At 37.2% G+C, this 20229-nt stretch carries 12 protein-coding genes; 6 read left to right on the plus strand and 6 right to left on the minus strand.

The features are described from left to right. Positions 1-10: 10 nt before the first annotated feature. The 6 genes from J0871_RS17395 to J0871_RS09455 form a co-directional block, all read right to left on the minus strand. Entirely contained in the window at positions 11-466 is a 456-nt protein-coding gene (locus tag J0871_RS17395) for a DUF3472 domain-containing protein (RefSeq protein WP_208224987.1), read from the minus strand. Continuing rightward, positions 433-1308 carry a DUF5077 domain-containing protein gene (locus J0871_RS09435; RefSeq protein WP_208224988.1) on the minus strand — a complete coding sequence of 292 codons (876 nt, stop codon included), beginning with the start codon at positions 1306-1308 and terminating at the stop codon, positions 433-435. The genes J0871_RS17395 and J0871_RS09435 overlap by 34 nt, the downstream gene beginning before the upstream one ends. A 115-nt stretch (positions 1309-1423) precedes the next feature. Beyond that, positions 1424-3019 (minus strand): RagB/SusD family nutrient uptake outer membrane protein, encoded by a 1596-nt coding sequence (locus J0871_RS09440; protein ID WP_208224989.1) that lies wholly within the window; start codon positions 3017-3019, stop codon positions 1424-1426. Between the two features lie 11 nt (positions 3020-3030). Further along, entirely contained in the window at positions 3031-6036 is a 3006-nt protein-coding gene (locus J0871_RS09445; protein ID WP_208224990.1) for a TonB-dependent receptor, read from the minus strand. Positions 6037-6627: 591 nt separating this feature from the next. Continuing rightward, positions 6628-8298 (minus strand): RagB/SusD family nutrient uptake outer membrane protein, encoded by a 1671-nt coding sequence (locus J0871_RS09450; RefSeq protein ID WP_243870447.1) that lies wholly within the window; start codon positions 8296-8298, stop codon positions 6628-6630. 35 nt (positions 8299-8333) lie between these two features. Beyond that, positions 8334-11342, minus strand: a complete 3009-nt coding sequence (locus J0871_RS09455) for a TonB-dependent receptor (RefSeq protein WP_208224992.1) — start codon at positions 11340-11342, stop codon at positions 8334-8336. A gap of 267 nt (positions 11343-11609) precedes the next feature. On the opposite strand from J0871_RS09455, the gene J0871_RS09460 reads away from it, so the two are divergent. The 6 genes from J0871_RS09460 (at position 11610) to J0871_RS09485 (ending at position 20155) form a co-directional block, all read left to right on the plus strand. Further along, positions 11610-14729 carry a glycoside hydrolase family 2 TIM barrel-domain containing protein gene (locus J0871_RS09460; protein ID WP_208224993.1) on the plus strand — a complete coding sequence of 1040 codons (3120 nt, stop codon included), beginning with the start codon at positions 11610-11612 and terminating at the stop codon, positions 14727-14729. Positions 14730-14760: 31 nt separating this feature from the next. Next, on the plus strand, positions 14761-16194 hold the full coding sequence (locus J0871_RS09465) for an arylsulfatase (RefSeq protein ID WP_208224994.1): 1434 nt from the start codon (positions 14761-14763) through the stop codon (positions 16192-16194). Positions 16195-16317: 123 nt separating this feature from the next. Continuing rightward, the gene (locus J0871_RS09470; RefSeq protein WP_208224995.1) at positions 16318-17481 is read left to right on the plus strand and encodes an SIS domain-containing protein; all 1164 of its coding nucleotides are present in this window, start codon (positions 16318-16320) and stop codon (positions 17479-17481) included. Further along, the gene (locus J0871_RS09475) at positions 17471-18397 is read left to right on the plus strand and encodes a PfkB family carbohydrate kinase (protein ID WP_208224996.1); all 927 of its coding nucleotides are present in this window, start codon (positions 17471-17473) and stop codon (positions 18395-18397) included. Before J0871_RS09470 ends, J0871_RS09475 begins: the two co-directional genes overlap by 11 nt. Further along, positions 18387-19331: a sugar kinase gene (locus J0871_RS09480; protein ID WP_208224997.1), complete on the plus strand. Its 945-nt coding sequence runs from the start codon at positions 18387-18389 to the stop codon at positions 19329-19331. Before J0871_RS09475 ends, J0871_RS09480 begins: the two co-directional genes overlap by 11 nt. Beyond that, complete coding sequence (locus tag J0871_RS09485) at positions 19331-20155, plus strand: class II fructose-bisphosphate aldolase (protein ID WP_208224998.1); 825 nt, start codon at positions 19331-19333, stop codon at positions 20153-20155. Before J0871_RS09480 ends, J0871_RS09485 begins: the two co-directional genes overlap by 1 nt. Positions 20156-20229 lie beyond the last annotated feature (74 nt).

Genomic DNA, 20229 nt, shown 5'->3' on the forward strand with positions numbered 1-20229 from the left:
TTTATAGTTGTTAAGGTAAATTTTCAAAATTTATTTGTGGTGCATTCCCGGTTGCTTCCCTTTTAAAATTAGTATTGACCTCGGTTGTTTCATTAAAAAAGCCACAATTTTTCAAATAATATCCTCCTGTGGTCTCTCCACCCTCATAATCTAACCTATGTTTTTGATTAGCGGTGGCATCAGCTGTGAAAATGGTCTCAGTGAGTTCTATCCAGCCCTTTTCTTCATCATATAGCCATTGGTTTGTATAGTGAGCCTTACGAGAAAGGTCTCCGGTAGCAGGCACAAAATTTTCCAGGAAAGAATATAAACTACCTAAATAATTACTTGATTCTGGTCTTCTAAAACTAGCAATAAGTTCCCATTCGTCATTTTCTGGCGCATAGAAATATGCGGAATAATCTGTATGATTTGGACCTGCAGGTTCACCTTTCAGTAGGAATTTGTAGGGGTATTGGTTTTCCACATAAATTTTTTAAAACTCTGTCCTCCGGAGCCTTCATTGCCAAACTCGCCGGTATAGACATCATCTCCTTTTTTGAGCATAATAATTTTTTGATCGTCCGGAATTTCAGCAGGATCTTGTGTGTCAAAAGGGCTCCAAACCGAAAATAGGATTCGACGTTCATTTTCTGAATTTACCTGCATACCAAAATAACCGTGAGAAAATCCATTTGCCATATAGTAGGAACCTATAACATCCTCGCCTTCGGGAACAAATATTTCATTGTAGAAATAAGTTGGTTTTTTGCTTTCTTCCGGGATGGGGTAACGCAAATGTACTGAAGGTCCACGACGGCCAAAATGGAAATTATCTTTTACAAAATTCACTTCCCCACTGGTAACAGGCCCGGCCAATAGGAGTTCTTTAATTGTTAAATTTTCATTTGATTCCGGTTCTATAACTTCAATAGATACTTGCTGGTAACCGGAATTTTTAAGTTTAAATTCTCCTAGATAAACTTCCTGAAAGTCTTTGTTTTTAACCTGAACCTTACGGCTTTCTCCCGCAAGTGATACTTTTAGTTCGGTATTTCCTGTGGCCGATTTAAGGTTAAGCCCAAGTTCTACCAATCCTGATTTGTTGGTTCTAAAATAACTTTTAATAGGTTTTTTGCCATCCCAATTATGGATACCTTCTTTTTTAATAATTTTTCTATCTTCTTCCTGATAGTTGGAAATCCAGGAATTTTCACCTAAAGGAATTTGGTAGGTATATTCTGGTTTCTCTTTATCCTGTGTACAAGAAGTTAAAAATATACCCAGATAGGTTATTAATATAGCAACTTTGTATATGTTGAATTTCATCAATTTTTATTTTAATGAAACCCCAATTAATATTATTGGGGTTTCATATTAATTTGATGGGAAAGCAGCTTGTTTAGAGATTAATTCTAATTATTCTTTCCCATACTCAAATAAATTAATATCCTGTATTATTAGGTGTCAGTTTGGGATTCTTATCGATCGCACTTTGTGGGATAGGCAAAAGATTATTTTTAGGAGCTTGAAATTCCCTGGTCTCGATTAAATTTCGTGTTAACGTCATAGAAACATGATGATCTCCATTTGGTTGAGTAGTCTCAAGAACACTTCCTCTTTTGGCGCCCAATAATTCACCATTCATAACCATAGACGCTATATCCCAGCGTATAATATCATCTCTACGAAGTCCTTCCATTGCAAATTCAACTCTGCGTTCATTTCTAATAAGTTTTCTCAAGCTTTCCTGATCAGCATATTTTTGCTTATCCACGGCAGGCATCCCTGCTCTTAATCTCACCGCATCTATTGCTTCATAAAGTTCACTGTCTATTTGTCCTAATTCTATTTTTGCCTCTGCAATAGTCAGGAGAACTTCTGCAAATCGAAAAAGAAAGATATCATTTCCCATATTCCAGAAAGGAGCACTGGGATCTATATCTATAAAAGTGGTATATTTTTTAAAATTATACCCCGTTTTTGAAGCGTTATCAGCTGTATTATAGTAATCTGGGTCATCTTCTTCAATTGAGCGGTAAACCCTGCCGGCAAATACCTGCCCGGGATAAACAACTGTGGCTCTTAACCTGGGATCACGATTTATAAATGGATTTTCAGGATCATAATCTCCCTGGCTTTGAGCTTCCTGAATTGTTCTTCCGTCTGCCATCTCAAACGCATCAACCAAAGACTGAGTTGGAACTACAGATGACCAGCCACCAATACTATTGGGTAAGAATGGAGTAAAACTCATTGCATAAATATCAGGCGTATGCTGTACAGATAGAATGATTTCGTTATTCTGTTCATTAGCTGGATCAAAAAGGCCTTTAAAACTTGGGTGTAATGAATAGCCAGTGATGCTTTTTGCTGTTGTTAAGGCTTGTTCATAATCTTTAAAATATAGATAGTAGCGCATAAGGAGAGCTTGAGCGGCCCCTTTTGTAGCTTTTCCAAATTCTGAACCTGAATATGATTCGGGTAGAATATCGATTACTGCAGTTAATTCATTTTCAATAAATGTACGAATTTCTGCTTGTGGATTTCGTGGCACTTTAGCTTCTTCGGGTGTAGCAAAATTTTCAGTAATTAAAGGGACATCACCATAATTTGTGGTAAGCACATAATATTCATATGCGCGAATAAAGCGGGCTTGAGCCTTATAAATTATTCTATTTTCTTCCGGGACTTCGACTGCATTATCTGCATTTTTAAGAAATTCGTTACACCGGTTTATTGTTGAAAAGTCATAATAAGATGCTCCCGGATCTGCTGGCGATAATTTTCCATTACCAATATTGGTCCATCCTTCCCAGGGGAAATTATTGAAGGCATTATCAGAACCAGCATCGCGATATAAGATTGAATTGCCACTTTCAAAGCCGCTATAACAACCTGTTAACGCCAAATCTAAATCTTTCTGGGTATTCCAAAAAGTGGAAGGGGAAAGCGCATCATTAGGTGTTGTATCTAAAAAAGTATCTTCGCAAGAGGTGAATATAAAAACGATTCCTATTAAATATATTAATTTTTTCATCATGTAATAAATTAAAAAGTTAGATTAAATCCGATAGAATTGGTCATTACAACCGGGTACCCACTACCACGCCCCGAAGGTGCTTCTGGATCCCATCCTTTAAGATAATTCGTAATCGTAAATAAATTTTGAGCTGTATAATAAACCCTTAGTTTCGAAATATTCCAGCCCTCTAAAACGTTGGTTGGAATGTTATATCCGAGTTGAAGATTTTTCATTCTTAAATAATCTGTACTTCTTAACCAATAACTTGTTGTTGAATTTTGGGGCATACTTGGTCCATTGATTGCATCAATAAGGCGTGGTACATTAGTATTTGTATTTTCTGGAGTCCATCTGTTTAACCACATAGCTGATGGTTTTTGCCCGTCTCCATTCACCGCGCCAATAGCGTCAAAATCCATATAACCATAACCACCTGTGGCTCCCTGAAAGATTGCCAGTAAATCAAAATTTTTGTAAGCTAAACTTAAATTAGCTCCAAAATTTAGAGTAGGAGTAGAGTTGCCTAGTAACACACGATCGTTGGCATCTACCTTACCATCGTTTGTGATATCAACATAACGTAAGTCTCCAGGTTGAATCTGCCCTGGATACAAGGTATTGGTAGGATATACATCAATACCTTCCCGGGTTTGATGTAAGCCATCGGTTTGATAGCCATACCAGGAATCAAGTGATTCACCTAACTTCCGGATTTGACGTCCACTAATAACTTCATTTGTACCTGCAAGTTCAACTAATTCATTTTTATTGTAGGCTACATTACCGCCAAAACCAAAATCTATTTCACCAAAGGTTTCTGTGTAATCAAGGCTAACTTCAATTCCTTTATTATCTAACTTACCTACGTTATCATAAAAGTTATTTAATGCAAATTCGTTGGGAGCGGGCACTTGCATAATAATACCTTCGGTAAGTTTTTTATATATATCTATGGTAAGATTTAATTTATAAAGTAACCTGGCATCTATACCTAATCCATAGCTTGTTGTTTTTTCCCAAATTAATGCTGCATTTTTCGCATTAGCAATGGCTGCTCCAGAATTAATTTCACTATTAAATGGATAGTCTATTCCAAGACCTAAAGTTGGGACAGTAGGATAATAGTCATTTAGGGCATCCTGGTTACCAAGTTGACCCCAGGAACCTCTAAGCTTTAAATTGTTCACAGTAGTTTTTATTCCTTCAAAGAAATTTTCGTCAGATATTCTCCAACCTGCAGAGAAAGAAGGAAAGACTCCAACTCTATTATCTTCTGCAAAACGAGATGATGCATCTGCTCTTAAGTTTGCTTCAAATAAATAGCGGCCTTCGTAATCGTAATTTAATCTACCAAACCAGGAAGTCATATTTAGTTCTCTTGTATAGCCTGTATTTTTCATGCCGTTTGTGGAGCCGGCATCTAAATTAGGAAGTTCGTTACTTGGAAAGTTTTCACGGTAAGCTGTTGTTCTTTTAAAATCATAAGATTCAGCATGGTATCCAACCAAAGCACCTACATTATGTACATTTTCAAAAGTTTTATTGTAATTAGCCGTTAAATCAAGCGTATTTCGAGTAGTTGTTCTAAGGTCTTCGGTGAGTTTTGTTGGACCGTGGTATTTGTTCTTGTTATATTGGATTTCTTTATTCATTTCTGAATTATCCTCTTCTACATTTCTATGGGACATAAGGGCTTTAACATTAAATCCTTCGAAAAGGTCTGCTTGTATAGAACCAATTCCCACAAAGGTTTTCCGGTTATAATTAATTTGAGGCCCCATATCTATCCAGGCAATAGGGTTGCCGTCTGAAATGGTTCCATAACTGCCATCTTCATTTTTATAAGGAATCCAGGGTGCAATTCTGTTTGTTTGTCTAATAATTTGATCTAAACCTCCGCCAACATATGCATTGTTAGGCTGTTCACGATCCATTTGTGTGTAGGACAGGTTTAAATTGGTGGTTAACCATTTTTTAGGGGTGATTGTAAGATTTACTCGAGCATTATACTCATCTTTCCCTGTGTGCTTTATTATCCCATCCTGTTTTTGATAATTTAGGGATGCTCGATATTTAGTGTATTCTGTACCACCTGATATGCCTAAATTATTTGTGGTGACAAATCCCGATCCCTGGTACAGTAAATCCTGCCAATCTGTATTTGGATGGCTGTAAGGGGCACTTCCATTTTGAAAAAGTTCAAGGTCATTTTCATCAAATTTTGGGGCTTTACCACTATTAGTTAAGGCTTCATTATAAAGCACAGCATAGTCGTACGATCCCAGATAATCCGGTAATCTCGTAGCAGATTGCCATCCAAAATTACTTGTTAGTCGTACAGAAGGTTCTCCTGTATTTCCGGTTTTAGTTGTAATTAATATGACACCATTAGCAGCTTTTGAACCATAAATAGCAGCCGAAGCAGCATCTTTTAGTACTGAAATATTTGCAATATCGTTTGGCTGTACATCATTCAAGGAACCTTCAACTCCATCTATTACTACCATAGGAGACGCCTGGTTTAAAGTACCAGTACCACGAATTCTTATAGTACCCCCATCATTACCCGGCATACCTGATGATTGGTTTACCGAAACACCCGGCAACAATCCAGAAAGTCCGGCAGATACACTGGTCATAGGTCTATCCTCAAGCATATCCCCATCTACAGATGCTACGGAACCTGTTAAGTTTACTTTCTTTTGGGTGCCAAATCCTACCACAACCACTTCGTCTAAAGCTGCAGCATCTTGCTCCAGAACAATGTCGATATTAGTTTGACCATTAACCTCTATTTCTTTTGTAGCATAGCCCATATAGCTGATAACTAAAACTGCATTACTGGGCGTCTGAATAGTGTAGTTTCCATCAAAATCTGTCATTGTGCCGTTGTTGGTACCTTTTTCTACGATATTAACACCAGGAAGGCTCATACTGTTGTCTGTAACAGTCCCCGTAATTTCAATGGTTTCCTGCCCTAACATTATGTAAGGCAAAAACACGACAATGAAGGTTAGTAGTACTTTTTTCATAAAATTTATTAGTTATTATTTAAAAGTTAATTAATAAAATGAAAGTTTTAACTTTCGTATAGTTTGCAATTTCAAACGTTTTCTTTACTTATCCAAAATAAATTATTAAAAAATTGTTTTTTGTAAGTTTATTTTTTTTAATTCTTTTTTTTTGAAATATTTTATATAAGATTTTTTGTTTAATTAATTTTTAAACTATTTAAAAACAAGGTGTTGGAATTGTCTTAAGAGGAGGTGTATATAGTAAGGTTTTTAAAATTATATTCTTTATGAGAAGAAGGGGAAATTTGGATAAGAGAAAGTTTAAATTTCTGAAGGGATAAGTGATGGATAGACCTTTTATAAGTTCAATTTTAAGTTGACAGAAGTATTCTTTTGGTGAGAAGATTTAAATGAAACTCTAAACACGGTTTTGATTGCTTTATATGAATGATTATAAAATATGTATTAAACAAAAGCGTCTCGTTAAAATTTTAAACGAGACGCTTTTTAAAAAGAATAGAATTTGGCTAATTCTATGTTTGAAAGTAAAACGTTACCTTCTTTTACAGCAACAAGTCTTAACAGGTTGGAATTAAATATTTACGCTTACTATTGGGTTGGATTTTGCGTAAGGGTACCCGGGTATGAATTGATAGCATCCTGCGGAATATAAAACAGCACGCGGAAATCGGTAGCAGGGATCACCTCATTTTGGTTGTGTGGTCCTGGATATTCCCGTGTTAGTGCCTTCCCATTTCGGAAAACATCATAGCTTCGTTCAGCCTGGTAAGCTAATTCAAGCTGACGTTCTTTATCAATTCTTTCACTGGCATTGGAAGCATCTAGCGAGCTGTAACCTCCGTCTACAATAGAACGCTCCCTGATCGTGTTAAGATCTTCCAGTGCTGCGCTGTAATTACCAAGTTTTGCATAAGCCTCAGCACGGTTCAGGTAAATTTCACCTAAACGACTAATCACGGGAGAGTGTAAGTGAGATTCTTCTCCTTCAAGCGATGCTTTAGTAATGTAGAATTGTGGGTAAACCCGGTTTAGTGAAATATAGTTGTCTATCACACCTGTATAAGTCTTTCCATCTCTATATTGAATAGAATAAATCTCCTGATTAGCGTCAACAGGAGTGAGCGTATAAGAATCTGTGTCATCCTCCGCAGTTATCGTGTTCCCATTACGAGTAATCTCTGCCTGTACATAATTTAAATCGTCACCATCTTCCTTGATAAAGCGGAAAACTTCAGGAGCACTATTATCATATGTTGGCTGGATAAAGGCTGCACGAGCATCTACTAAATTGTAGCTTTGCGGGCGCCAGTCATTACGACCTGTTTCGTCTAATAAATCAATATATTTTGCACTGGCATACATTTCGCCCCAGCCCATACCGCCTATATTGGCGTACATGCCTCCAACACCATAATAGTGGTCGTAACCTGAAAATTCTGATGCAACTCTTTTTATTGCGAATATGGTTTCTGCATTATTTTCGGGAATAAAGGTGTTATACTCCATAAATTCCTCTCTTGGCAATAACGAATACTTGCCCGAACCAATCACTTCGGTTGCATAATCTACAGCCAGTTGAGCATATTCAGTATTAGGAGATTCATAGGTGCCACTCATAAAAAGATAAACCCGGGATAACATAGCTTGTGCTGCTTCTTTTGTGGCATAAATCGATTCTTTTTCTATTGTAAGTAATTCTTCAGCCTTTTTTAGATCAGTAATAGCTTGTTGGTAACTTTCCTCTACTGTAGCACGATCTTCAAGCTCTAAATTTATTACATCATCAGGTGTACCATTAACAATAGGAACCCCAAGGTTTGTTTGAGGATTTTGATAGTAAGGACGGCCAAAAGCACGAGTTAAGTAAAAGTACATCATTCCCCGAACGTAGTAAGCTTCGCCAAGGTTGTTATCTATCTCTTCACTTTGTCCCTCTTCAATCATATCAATAATATTTGAAGCTTGTGCGATGGCTTTATAGCCTGAATCCCAAAATTGTGTCAAGCGATAATTGTTCGGGGTGCGAGAATATGATATAAATTCATAAAACGCATCAGTAGATGAGCCGCGAATCATCATATTGTCCCCTGCATATTCACCCATACGGTGCATAGGATCTGACCAGCTTTTTAACTGGGCATACATCCCATTCAGCAGGGATTCAAGGGAAGCATCGGGATCATTGACTATGGTCTCGGAATCCAGACTTCCTTGAGGTAGACGGTCAATATCGCAGGCTAAAAGTACTGTCGTGGCCAAAAAGGCTATAAGTATTTTTTTCATGATATTTTTTATTAAAATGTTAAGTTAAGTCCCAGCATAAATTTACGTGTGGATGGGTAAACTCCAGGTCCGGTAGAGCCCATCACTGCACCATTACTCGCGGGAATTTCAGGATCTACCCCTGAATAATCTGTTATAACGAACAGGTTTTCACCAGTTAAGGAAATACGTGCATTACTTATAGCAAACTGGCTAAGGTCAATATTATAACCCAGGCTTAGTGAGCGTAGTTTTAAGAAATCACCGTTTTCCAGATATCGGGTAGAAGTAGCATTACCTTGATCAGGATTATTGTACTTAGCGATTGGATGAGTGGCTATATCCCCTGGTTGTTGCCATCGGCTCCATCCAGGTCTAAGTTTCATTTGGTTACGATCTGTATATGTTCCGTCTGAATCATATTCCTGACGGGAATAATTATATATTTTACCACCTAAAGCATAACCGAACATAGCATCAAGGTCGAATTGTTTGTATGATAGTCCAGTAGAAAATCCACCAAAAATATCAGGAGATACTCTTCCTGTTTTTTCAAAGCTTGCTTCTGAGTAGTTGGAAGTGGTAGTTCTTGAAATTTCATTTCCCTGATCATCCCTTTCCACATTGTACCACAGTGGAGCTCCATTCTCAGGATCTACCCCGGCCCACTCTTTTAAGTAATAGGTGTCTATAGGCCTTCCGGGTTCTAACATACGTTGTGCAGAACCGGCAATTCCCAATCCATCACTTATAATAATTGGTCTTACAGTATAATTTCCGCTGGCATCTTTTGTTTCGTAGAGTTTTGTGAGTTTATTTACATTATGTCCTAAATTTAGATCTACACTCCAGGTTAGGTCTTCGTTTCGGATTATATCACCACCAATGGCAATTTCAATTCCTTTGTTTTCCATTTCCCCAATGTTCTGCCAAATACTGGTCACACCTGTTAATCCCGTAATAGGAACCCGATACAGGATATTTTCAGTATTCTTTTCATAATAATCAAAGGTTAATCTTGCTCGGTCATTAAGAAATCTTGCATCAAACCCTACGCCGCTTGTAAACGTTTTTTCCCAGGTTAGGTCATCGTTTCCTATCTGACTAATTAACGCTCCTGGATTCTCATTGTAACTTGCATTAGTCGAGATTGAATATAGATCGTATTGCGGGTAAAGGGAACCTGGACGGTTTCCTACAGAACCATAGGCAAGACGTAGTTTTAGTGCGTCTACCCAATCTGCATTAAACCAATTTTCTTTGTGAATATTCCATCCTCCACTTATCGAGTAGAAATTTCCATATTTAGCATTATCTCCAAAATTGGATGCACCATCCCTACGAAAAGAAACCTGAGCGAGGTACTTGGTGTCATAGGAATAATTAGCGTTAAAAAGACCTGACTGCACGGCCCATTCACTAATACCTCCTCTGGTTCGTTCCGGTACAGATACAACGTCTAACACCTCAAAACCAGGAATAAATCCGGTTCCATAAGCATCAAGGGTCTCGCCGCGGTAGTCATTGAATTCATAAGCAAGAATTCCGTTAAGTTCATGTTTGCCCCAACTTTGATCAAATCGTAAAATTTGGTTGGTGTATCTGCGTGTGGATTCCGATCGATAATCGGTTATTCGCCCATTAACACTCTGGCCTCCATTAGAACGCGGGTCGGTATAGCCTTTAGATTTATAGCTGTTGTAGCGATAGTTGTTAACAGAAGAAAACGTTAACCAATCGGTCAGTTCAATATCAAAATCCATATTCCCCATAAACTCATAGTTTTTGTTTGAGGAATGATTCCATTGAAGATCATACAGGTAATTTGTGCTGGCACTATTTACCCAATTGCTAGAACGATGAGGTTCTAAATTCCCGTCTTCATCATAAGGCCTGTCCCAGGGAAAGTTAGAGTACATAGCCGTTGTAGAATACTGCCGATCTTCCACATCTCTAAGTGAACCATTTATTGATGGTTTTATTGTCAACCAATCAGTAGGTTTATATTCAGTTCTGAATCGGAAATTGTAGCGGGTATAATCATAGCCCTTAACAGCGCCCTGCTCATCATACAAGCCTACAGACATATAAGACCTAAGTGTTTCAGAACCACCCTGAACCGAGACATTGTAATTTTGGGTAAACCCGGTGGTGGTGGCTAGATCCCACCAATCGAAATTACTGTTACGTAATTCTTCGTTCCAGCGGGGAAATGAAATTTGATCAGCGTTTTCAAATGAAGCGTAATAATCATATAACTCCGCTCCATTCATCATTTCTAAATTCCCGTTATTTAATTCATTAAAACCTATATTAGAAGAGGCGCTTATGGTTGTTTTTCCCAGTTTCGCCCTCTTCGTGGTTACCACAACAACTCCGTTAGCACCTTGAGAACCGTAAATAGCAGTTGAGGCTGCATCTTTTAGTACGGTCATAGTTTCAATATCATCCGGATTTAATTCTCCAGGCCCAGATCCAACTATAACCCCATCAATAACCCATAGTGGACTGGTAGTTCCGCTTAAGGTTGCCTGTCCCCGAATTACCACACTTCCTCTGGACCCAGGTTGGCCAGATCCTGGCGCTACGTATACTCCTGCCGCTTTTCCATTTAACATATTTTCAACCGAAGGTGTTGTGATATCCCTGAGTTCATCTCCTTCTACGGTTTGCAACGATCCCGTTAAACTTTCTCTTTTCTGTGAGCCATACCCAACCACAACAACTTCATCCAGTGCCGCGGCGTCCTGTTCTAACGAAACCTGGATTTCGGTTTGGCTATTCACTTTTACTTCTTGCGTAGCATAACCTAAAAAAGAAATTTCCAGCGTTGCATCTCTGGGAACGTCAATTTTAAAGTTGCCGTCAAAATCTGTTAAAACCCCGTTTGTTGTACCTTTTTCAATAACATTGGCACTAGGTACGGGAATACCCGTTTCAGCATCCAGAACTGTTCCTTCTACCTCTATTTTCTCCTGACTGTAAGCCGAAGAAGAAAACATTATGCAGAAAAAAAGTATTAATGAATAGCAGTTTTTCATGATATAATTTTGTTTTTGTTAGTAAATTAGCGGTAATTATCTATAAAAGCAAATAAAAACCTTCGAAAACTTTCGCTAATATATTGATAATAATTTATTAACAAAAAAATTAACAAAAAAATAGAAATTAAAGATGACTGGGGTCTATTAGTCATAGTTTCGGAAGAATAATAATAGTATGTATAAGAAAAGTATTTATAAAATTTAAAAAATTGATATAATGAAAAATAAAAAATTTCGTAACATTGTTTTTTAAAATATTTTGTAATGATAAAGATAATTTTTTCAGTTTCTTTTTTCTTTCTGTTTTGTTTCACATCGATATTTGCTCAACAGCAAAACGATGTAGATGTCTTCCAAAATCCGAATTATCAGGAAGATAACCGCTTACCTATGCGGGCTTCCTATTTTTCTTTTGAAAATGAAGAACTTGCCTATCTCAGAGATAAATCAAAATCAAATAGATTTCTAGATCTTAATGGCACCTGGAAGTTTCTCTGGAAAGAACATTATAAATATCTTCCTGAAAACTTTCAAAGCGAAAGTTTCGATGATTCAAATTGGGATGATTTTAAAGTTCCAGCTAATTGGGAGTTTAATGGGTATGGCATTCCCATATATGTGAACCATCCTTTTGAGTTTGCGGTAGATAATCCAAATCCTCCATTTATAGAAAACGAAAAACAACCAACAGGCATTTACCGCCGTAATTTTAAACTGCCGGAAGCCTGGAAAAATCAACAAGTTTTTCTCCACCTAGGAGCAGTAAAATCTGCGTTTAAGCTGTATGTGAATGGTGAGTATGTTGGTATGGGGGAAGATAGTAAGCTGGAGTCAGAATTTGAATTGACAAATTATCTTCAGTCAGGTGAAAATTTAATTACGCTGGAAGTAAGACGTTGGAGTGATAGTAGTTATCTGGAAGCGCAGGATTTTTGGCGAATTAGTGGGATTCAGAGGAATGTTTATTTATATGCGCGTCCCCAGGTACATTTTTATGATCTTTTTGTAAAAAGTGGGTTAATTAATGATTATCGAGATGGCGAATTAAGTTTTGATATTGAACTCTGGAATCGAACTAATACCGATCAGGGTGAGAATATTGTTGAGGTTCTTTTAAAGGATAAGAATGGTATTATTCTCTATAAAGAAGAAAAACCCACTATTGGCTTAAAGCGTAAAAATGGTAAAACCATGCTGCGTTTTGAAGAGGAAATAAAGAATGTGAATTCCTGGTCGGCGGAGACTCCTTATTTATACGATCTCAATATTAATTTAAAATCACCAAAAGGAAGTACTATAGAAAGTATTAACCAAAAAGTTGGTTTTAAAACCTATGAAGTGAAAGGCAATCAATTTTTGGTTAATGGTAAGCCTGTTTTGTTTAAAGGAGTAAATAGACATGAATCTCATCCTGAAACTCACCATGTGGTTACCGAGCAACAAATGCTTACAGATATAAGAATAATGAAAGAGCTTAATATGAACGCGGTTAGACTTTCTCATTATCCCAATGACCCCCGTTGGTACGAGTTATGTGATCAATATGGGTTTTATGTCATTGATGAAGCAAATATAGAATCTCACGGGATGTATTATGATCCTGAACGTACCCTTGGAAATGATCCTGAATGGGAACACGCGCATATGCTTAGAATTAAACGGATGGTAGAGAGGGATAAAAACTTTCCTTCTATTGTGGCCTGGAGTATGGGGAACGAAGCCGGGAATGGTTATAATTTTTATAAAGCTTATAATTGGATTAAAGCTTTTGATCCTACACGGCCGGTTCAATACGAACGTTCCACAACCGAATGGAATACAGATATAATTGTACCCCAATATCCTCACCCCAATACCATGAAATATTATGCTGAAAATGGTTTGGAACGTCCGTATATAATGAGTGAGTATGCACATGCCATGGGCAATAGTATGGGTAACTTTAAAGAATACTGGGAGGTTATCGAAGAATATGATGGCTTACAGGGCGGTTATATCTGGGATTGGGTAGACCAGGGGGTTTACAAAGAAGTAGATGGAAAGAAAATTTTTAGTTATGGTGGCGATTGGGGTCCAGAAGGAACCCCCAGCGATAATAACTTTTTAGTTAATGGAGTGATTATGCCAGATCGTAACTGGAATCCTCATGCGTATGAGGTTAGAAAAGTACATCAGGAAATTGGCTTCGAATTTAACAATGGAAATCGAAGTATAGAAATTACTAATAAGCATTTTTTTCGTGATCTGGCTAATTTTAAATATGAAATAGATTTGCTTAAAAATGGAGAAATAGTAAACTCAACTAATGTGGCGCCCATATCTCTTGCTCCGCAAAATATAACTGAAATTCCATTGGATTTTGAAATTCCAACGGATACTACTGCCGAATTCAGAGTACATATTAAAGCTAAACTTGCCAGTGATGAAAATTTAATGGAGGCGGGTACGCTTTTAGCAGAAGATGAATTTGCTATTACTAAACCCGTATCTACTGCGCCTAAATTAAACCCGACGACCTTTCATGTAGAAGAAACTGAAGAAATTTTGAAAATCTCAAAAAAGAGGTTTTCTGTGAAATTTGATAAAAAAACAGGTCGGTTTTTTGATTATGAATATAAGAAAGATATCCTAATTGAAAAAGGACCGGAACTTTCTCTTTTTCGCCCCTTAGTCGATAATGATTTTGGTGCGGGCTTAAATAAAAGTTTGGATTATCTAAAAAACCCAGGTTTAAAGATTAAGAATTTTAGACATGAAAACCTTAAAAGTGGAGGGTATCTAGTAGAAGTACACTATTCTTTACTCAATAATGATGCTGAATTTATTCAAACTTTCGAGTTATATGATAACGCAAAAATAAAAGTAACGAATAGTTTTAAAGCACTTGGAGGAGATCATAAATTATTGTTGAAGGTAGGAAATTCTATGCAATTACCTAAGGACCTGGAAGACTTCAGCTGGTATGGACGTGGCCCCTGGGAAAGCTATGCCGATAGAAAATTTAGCGCTATGGTAGGAATTTATAAAGGCCTGGTAAAAGATCAATATCATCCATATATCCGTCCGCAGGAATCCGGGAATAAAACAGATGTACGTTGGGCAACAGTTTCTCAAGGAAAGAAAAAAGGAATAAAAATAGATTATATTGATAAACTATTAAATGTTTCCGCATTGCCTTATTCATTAGAACAACTTTATCCATCGGCAAAAAAGAGCCAGGAACATTCGCGACTATTGGAAGAAGATGATGTAATTCATCTCGATGTAGATCTCAAACAAATGGGTGTGGCCGGCATTAATAGCTGGGGTAGCCTTGCTTTAGAGAAGTACCGCATACCTTTTCAGGATTATGAGTATAGCTATATAATTTCTCCCCTGGAATAACAAAGATTATTAACAGCCTTAAAAATTTAAAATGAAAAAAATAATTCATCTACTTGGGTTAAGTTTTCTTTTTCTGGCTTGTGGAGATAATGCTAAACAGGAAGAGGAGAAATCACAAAAACCAATACCAAATATAGTTTTTATTATGGCTGATGATTTAGGTATTGGAGATATAGGGGTCTATGGTCAGAATATTATTAAGACTCCCAATATTGACCAACTGGCGACAAATGGGATGAAATTTGAAAACTTTTATGCAGGAAGTACCGTTTGTGCACCGTCTAGAGCGGCATTGTTAACAGGACAACATACTGGAAATACTGAAGTAAGAGGGAATGGAGAATTTCCGCTAAATCCCGACAAGAAAATTATCCCCGAAATTTTAAAGAAGCAGGGATATACCACTGCAATGTATGGGAAGTGGGGGCTAGGACTTGCCGGCAGCACTGGTTCACCCGAACAAAGGGGCTGGGATGAATTCCTTGGCCATTTGCACCACGTAGATGCCCATTATCAACAACCCGATTCCCTGGATATGATAGAAAACGGACTATTAATTAAAGAGAAAACCCCTCCTAATAGTTACGCCAATGAACTGTTTGCCGATGCTGCAGTTAACTTTATTGAAGAACGGAAAAAAAATGATCCATTTTTTCTGTATTTATCGTTTACCATTCCTCACGCAGAACTTGTTGTCCCTAACACATATATGGAACCGCATTTAAACAAAGATGGCTCGAGCAAATATGAGCCCGAGAAAGCCTGGCCTGAAGGACGACATTACGGTTCACAAGAATATCCTAAAGCGGCCTATGCGGCGTTGGTGGAAAGTATAGATGCTTATGTAGGAGAGGTCATATCGCAACTAAAGAAACAGGGTCTTGAAGAGAACACTATAGTTATTTTCACTAGCGACAACGGTACCCACCTGGAAGGCGGGCGGCGACAGGCTGATGTTGATTTTTTTAGAAGTAGCGGTGATTATCGTGGAGTGAAAAGAGATTTATATGAAGGAGGAATTAAGGAGCCCTTTATTGTTCAGTGGCCGGGAGTAGTAGAAGCCGGTAGTACCAGCGATTTTAAAGGAGCATTTTGGGATGTTTATCCAACTCTTGCGGAAATAACTGGGGTCAAAATTAAAGGAAATTCAATTGACGGCCTTTCTTTTTTACCAACACTTCAAGGTAAAGAAGAACAAAAAGAACACGAATATTTATACTGGGAGTTTCACGAGTTTGGTGGGAAACAAGCTTTATTAAAAGACGATTGGAAAGTTATTCGTCTTAATGTAAATAAAAATTCAAATGCTCCGGTAGCGCTATTTAATATTGAATTAGATCCAGGGGAACAAACGAATCTCGCAGAAGTATATCCACAAAAAACTCTTGAACTATCGCAATTAATGGATTCTGTAAGAACACCGAACAAGAACTTTAATTTTTATAAAAATCCCATTAATATCTAAAACAAAACTTTCGTTTCGTTAATTAAAAGTTTTAAAAAATCAATAAAACGAAAAAAAATTTTTCGTTTTAAATTTATTTTGTTTTATTTGAAAAAAGAAAGTTGGAGGTAACTTATAACATATATGAAGGAGAATAAATCAGGAGAACAAAGTGTCTCACATACCAAACAAGAAATAGAAGGTCAACCAGAATTATGGCAATCGGTTTTTGATCTAATTCAAACACAACAAAAAGAAACCAAAGCTTTTTTAGACCCCATCTTGAATAAGAATGGTTTAGAAATAATTTTAACCGGGGCTGGGTCTTCAGCTTTTGTAGGAGAAGCAGCTCAAGGGCTGGTTCAAAAAAACAGCAAACGTACTACACGGGCCATTGCTACAACCGATTTAGTCACCCATCCTGAGCTTTTTTTTCCTAAAGATCATCCAGTGCTTTTAGTATCTTTTGCTCGTTCCGGTAACAGTCCGGAAAGTGTTGAAACTGTAAATTTAGCCGACAGTTTTTGCTCTGAAATTTTTCATTTAGTGATTACCTGCAATAAAGAAGGGGAGTTATTTAAATATACCAGAGCTAATACACAAACCGCTTTAGCCATTTTACTCCCGGAAAAAGCGAATGACAAAAGCCTTGCAATGACTGGGAGTTTTACTTCAATGTTACTAAGTATACTACTGGTTAGTGATCTAAAGAATATGGAAAGTCATAAACTGGAATTGCAACGAATAGTGAGCCAGGGGAATCTTCTTCTGGATAGAGCAAAGGCTTTTAAAGAAATTTCGGCGAAATATTTTGAACGCGTGGTATTTTTGGGTTCTGGGCCTATGCTTGCAATTGCCCGGGAATGTCATTTAAAACTTCAGGAGTTAACAGATGGTCAGATTATTTGTAAACACGATTCCTTTTTAGGTTTTAGACATGGTCCGCGTGCAGTGACCAATGAACAAACCTTATTGGTTTATCTTTTCTCGCCTAGTGACCATGTTTATAAATATGAATTAGATCTTGCAAAATCTATTGCAAAAGATCCCAGAACGATAGAATGTGTAAGTATTGGTCGTTCAGAAGATAAAGCCCTCCATTCCTGTCTTAATATAGATTTAAATTTAAATTCAAATCAGCAGTTAAATATTGTACCTGCGACTATGGTGGGCCAGATTATGGGTTATTATAAATCTTTACAATTAGGTCTAAATCCAGATAACCCCTCGATTTCTGGAGCAATAAGCCGGGTAGTGCAAGGCGTGAAAATATATGAATATCCTGAAAAAATAGAGCATGATTCTTAATCTTTGTCCTAATCCTTCTATAGATAGTTACGCCTGGATGAATAATCTTGTTGCCGGGCAATCAAATAGAATATCAAATATAAAAGAATATCCAGGCGGTAAAGCCACTCATATAGCCCTTGCCCTTGCAGAACTAGGAACAGACTCTATGTTATACGCCTTTTGGGGTGGATCCTCTGGAGAATGGATAAAAAAGCAATGCTTAAAGAGGGGTGTTTATATAAATGGAGTTAGTTTAAAAGACAATAATAGGAAGTGTTATACATTTTTATCAAAAAATAAAGCATTTAATAATACCGAGATTTTAGAACCGGGACCCAGCCTAACCAAAAAGAACTGGGAAGATTTTAAACAGGGATATGTACGTTTAATTGAACATACCAGCATTATTTGTATGGCTGGTTCCTGGCCCAGGGGAATTTCTGCAGATACCTATGCCGAATTAATCCAAATAGGAAAGAATTTTGGCAAGCGAAGCATACTTGACTGTACCGGTAAACAGCTTCAAAATGCACTTGAAGTAGGTTTTTTTGGTTTGCATCTTAATGAGCACGAAGCCAGGAGTCTTTGTGGTAGTGCTAATATGGAAGATTTGTTGAAAACATTGAACGGCAGGGTGGAGCTAGTGGCTCTGACCCGCGGTAGTAAAGGATTAGATCTTTTTTATAAGGGGAAACTTATCACCGCAAATGTAAAAATAGATGAGGTAATAAGCCCAGTAGGGAGTGGTGACTGTCTTACTGCAGGTATTGCCTATGGTGTGGCAAATAACTTCTCACCATCTAAAATTGCCGCCTACGGAGTGGCTTGTGGGGCAGCAAACTGTTTAAACGAAGATTTGGGAATGTTACATATAGAAGATGTAAACCGGTTATTACCTCAGGTAGAAGTAAAAGAGATAATATATGAGCAATAAAAAACTATTGGTGGTTGGAGAGTTGAATATTGATCTTATTTTGAATCAAATTCAGGGTTTTCCGGAAATAGGTGCTGAAAAAATTGCTGAAAATATGGATTTTACCCTGGGTAGTTCATCAGCAATTTTAGCTTCGAATATTGCTGCTCTGGGTGTTCCTACTTCCTTTTGTGGATTGCTTGGACAGGATAATTTTGGTGATTTTATTTTGAAAGAATTACGAGGAAAAAATGTGGATACTCGTTTTATTAGTCGTTCTGAACACCACAAAACCGGTATTACCGTAGTGATGAATTATGATCAGGATAGGGCCAATATAACTTATTGTGGAGCAATGAGTGTACTAAGTATAGAACATATACCCTGGGAAAATATTTCAACATTTTCACATCTTCATTTTTCAAATTATTTTCTGCAGCCTGGTATGCAGCCTTATATTACTGAACTATTTAAGAAAGCAAAGGAAGCTGGACTTAGTACTTCTCTGGATCTACAGGTAGACCCACAGGATAAATGGGATTTTGATTATAAAAATTGCTTACCATTTGTAGATGTTTTCCTTCCTAACGAGAATGAGCTTTTGAAACTTACGGGAAAGAAAAATCTAAAAGATGCTATTGAAGCGATAAAAAACCATACTAATATTCTGGCCTTAAAATTAGGAGATAAAGGTGGTAGGGTGGTATCCAGCTCTGAAGATATTACAATAAAACCTTATTTAAATAATACATATAAAGATGCCATTGGTGCAGGTGATTCCTTTAATGCAGGTTTTTTAAAGAAGTTCTTAAGCGGAGCATCATTACGGGAGTGTCTTGATTGTGCTAATCTTACAGGCTCATTAAGTACAACGGCAGCCGGAGGCACTGGTGCTTTTAGTAATGAAAAAGAAATTAAAAGCAAAATTCAACAAATCGTGAATAAGAAATTATAATGAAATTAAAAAAAAAATTACAACAGTTGCGAAGTGAAGGCCGTGGAATTCTGGCTACTAATTTTTATAACCTGGAAACCTTGCATGGGGTATTAGGTGCCGCTTCAGAAATGAATGAACCTCTAATTTTACAACTTACCCAGAGCTCTATAGATTATATGGGATTGGAAACAGCGGTAAATTTAGGAAGAACTGGATTAAAACAGTTTGGAGTAGAAGGTTGGATCCATTTGGATCATGGTGGTTCGGTAGATTTAGCGCAGCGTTGCCTGGATGCAGGTTTTGACTCGGTGATGATAGATGGTAGTGAATTAGCTTTTGAAGAGAATATTCAAATTACCCGGGAAGTTGTAGAACGAGCTAAAAAATATGGAGCACATGTAGAAGCTGAATTGGGGTACGTTGCTAAGTTAGGTCAATCTCATGATGAAGAAGTTTTTACTCAACCCGAAGAAGCCAAACAATTTGTAGAAGAAACGGGAATTGATGCCCTGGCAGTTGCTATTGGTACTGCACATGGATTTTACCAAAAAGAACCTGAGCTACAATTAGATTTACTGGAGAAAATTGCAAAAGCAACTCCTGTAGGATTGGTATTGCACGGTGGTTCAGGAGTGCCAGGTTCCCAGATGCAGGCCGCCATTTCCAGAGGGATTTGTAAAGTAAACCTTGCTACAGAAATCAAGAATATCTTTATGAAAACCTTGCAAAGTGAATTGCGTAATAATGAAGAGATAGATTTAAGAAAGGTATTTCCCGTAGCGACTGGGGAAATTACAAAACTGGTTAAAGGTAAATTAGAAATTGTAAAGAATAATAGGTAAAAGTTGTTTGAATAAAATTGCAACCAAAATCTATTTCCCATAAAAAGGAAAAAAATTAAGTGTAAATAGAATTA

The sequence above is a fragment of the Salegentibacter sp. BDJ18 genome (genome assembly GCF_017579965.1).
In the GTDB taxonomy this organism is placed as follows: Bacteria; Bacteroidota; Bacteroidia; order Flavobacteriales; family Flavobacteriaceae; genus Salegentibacter.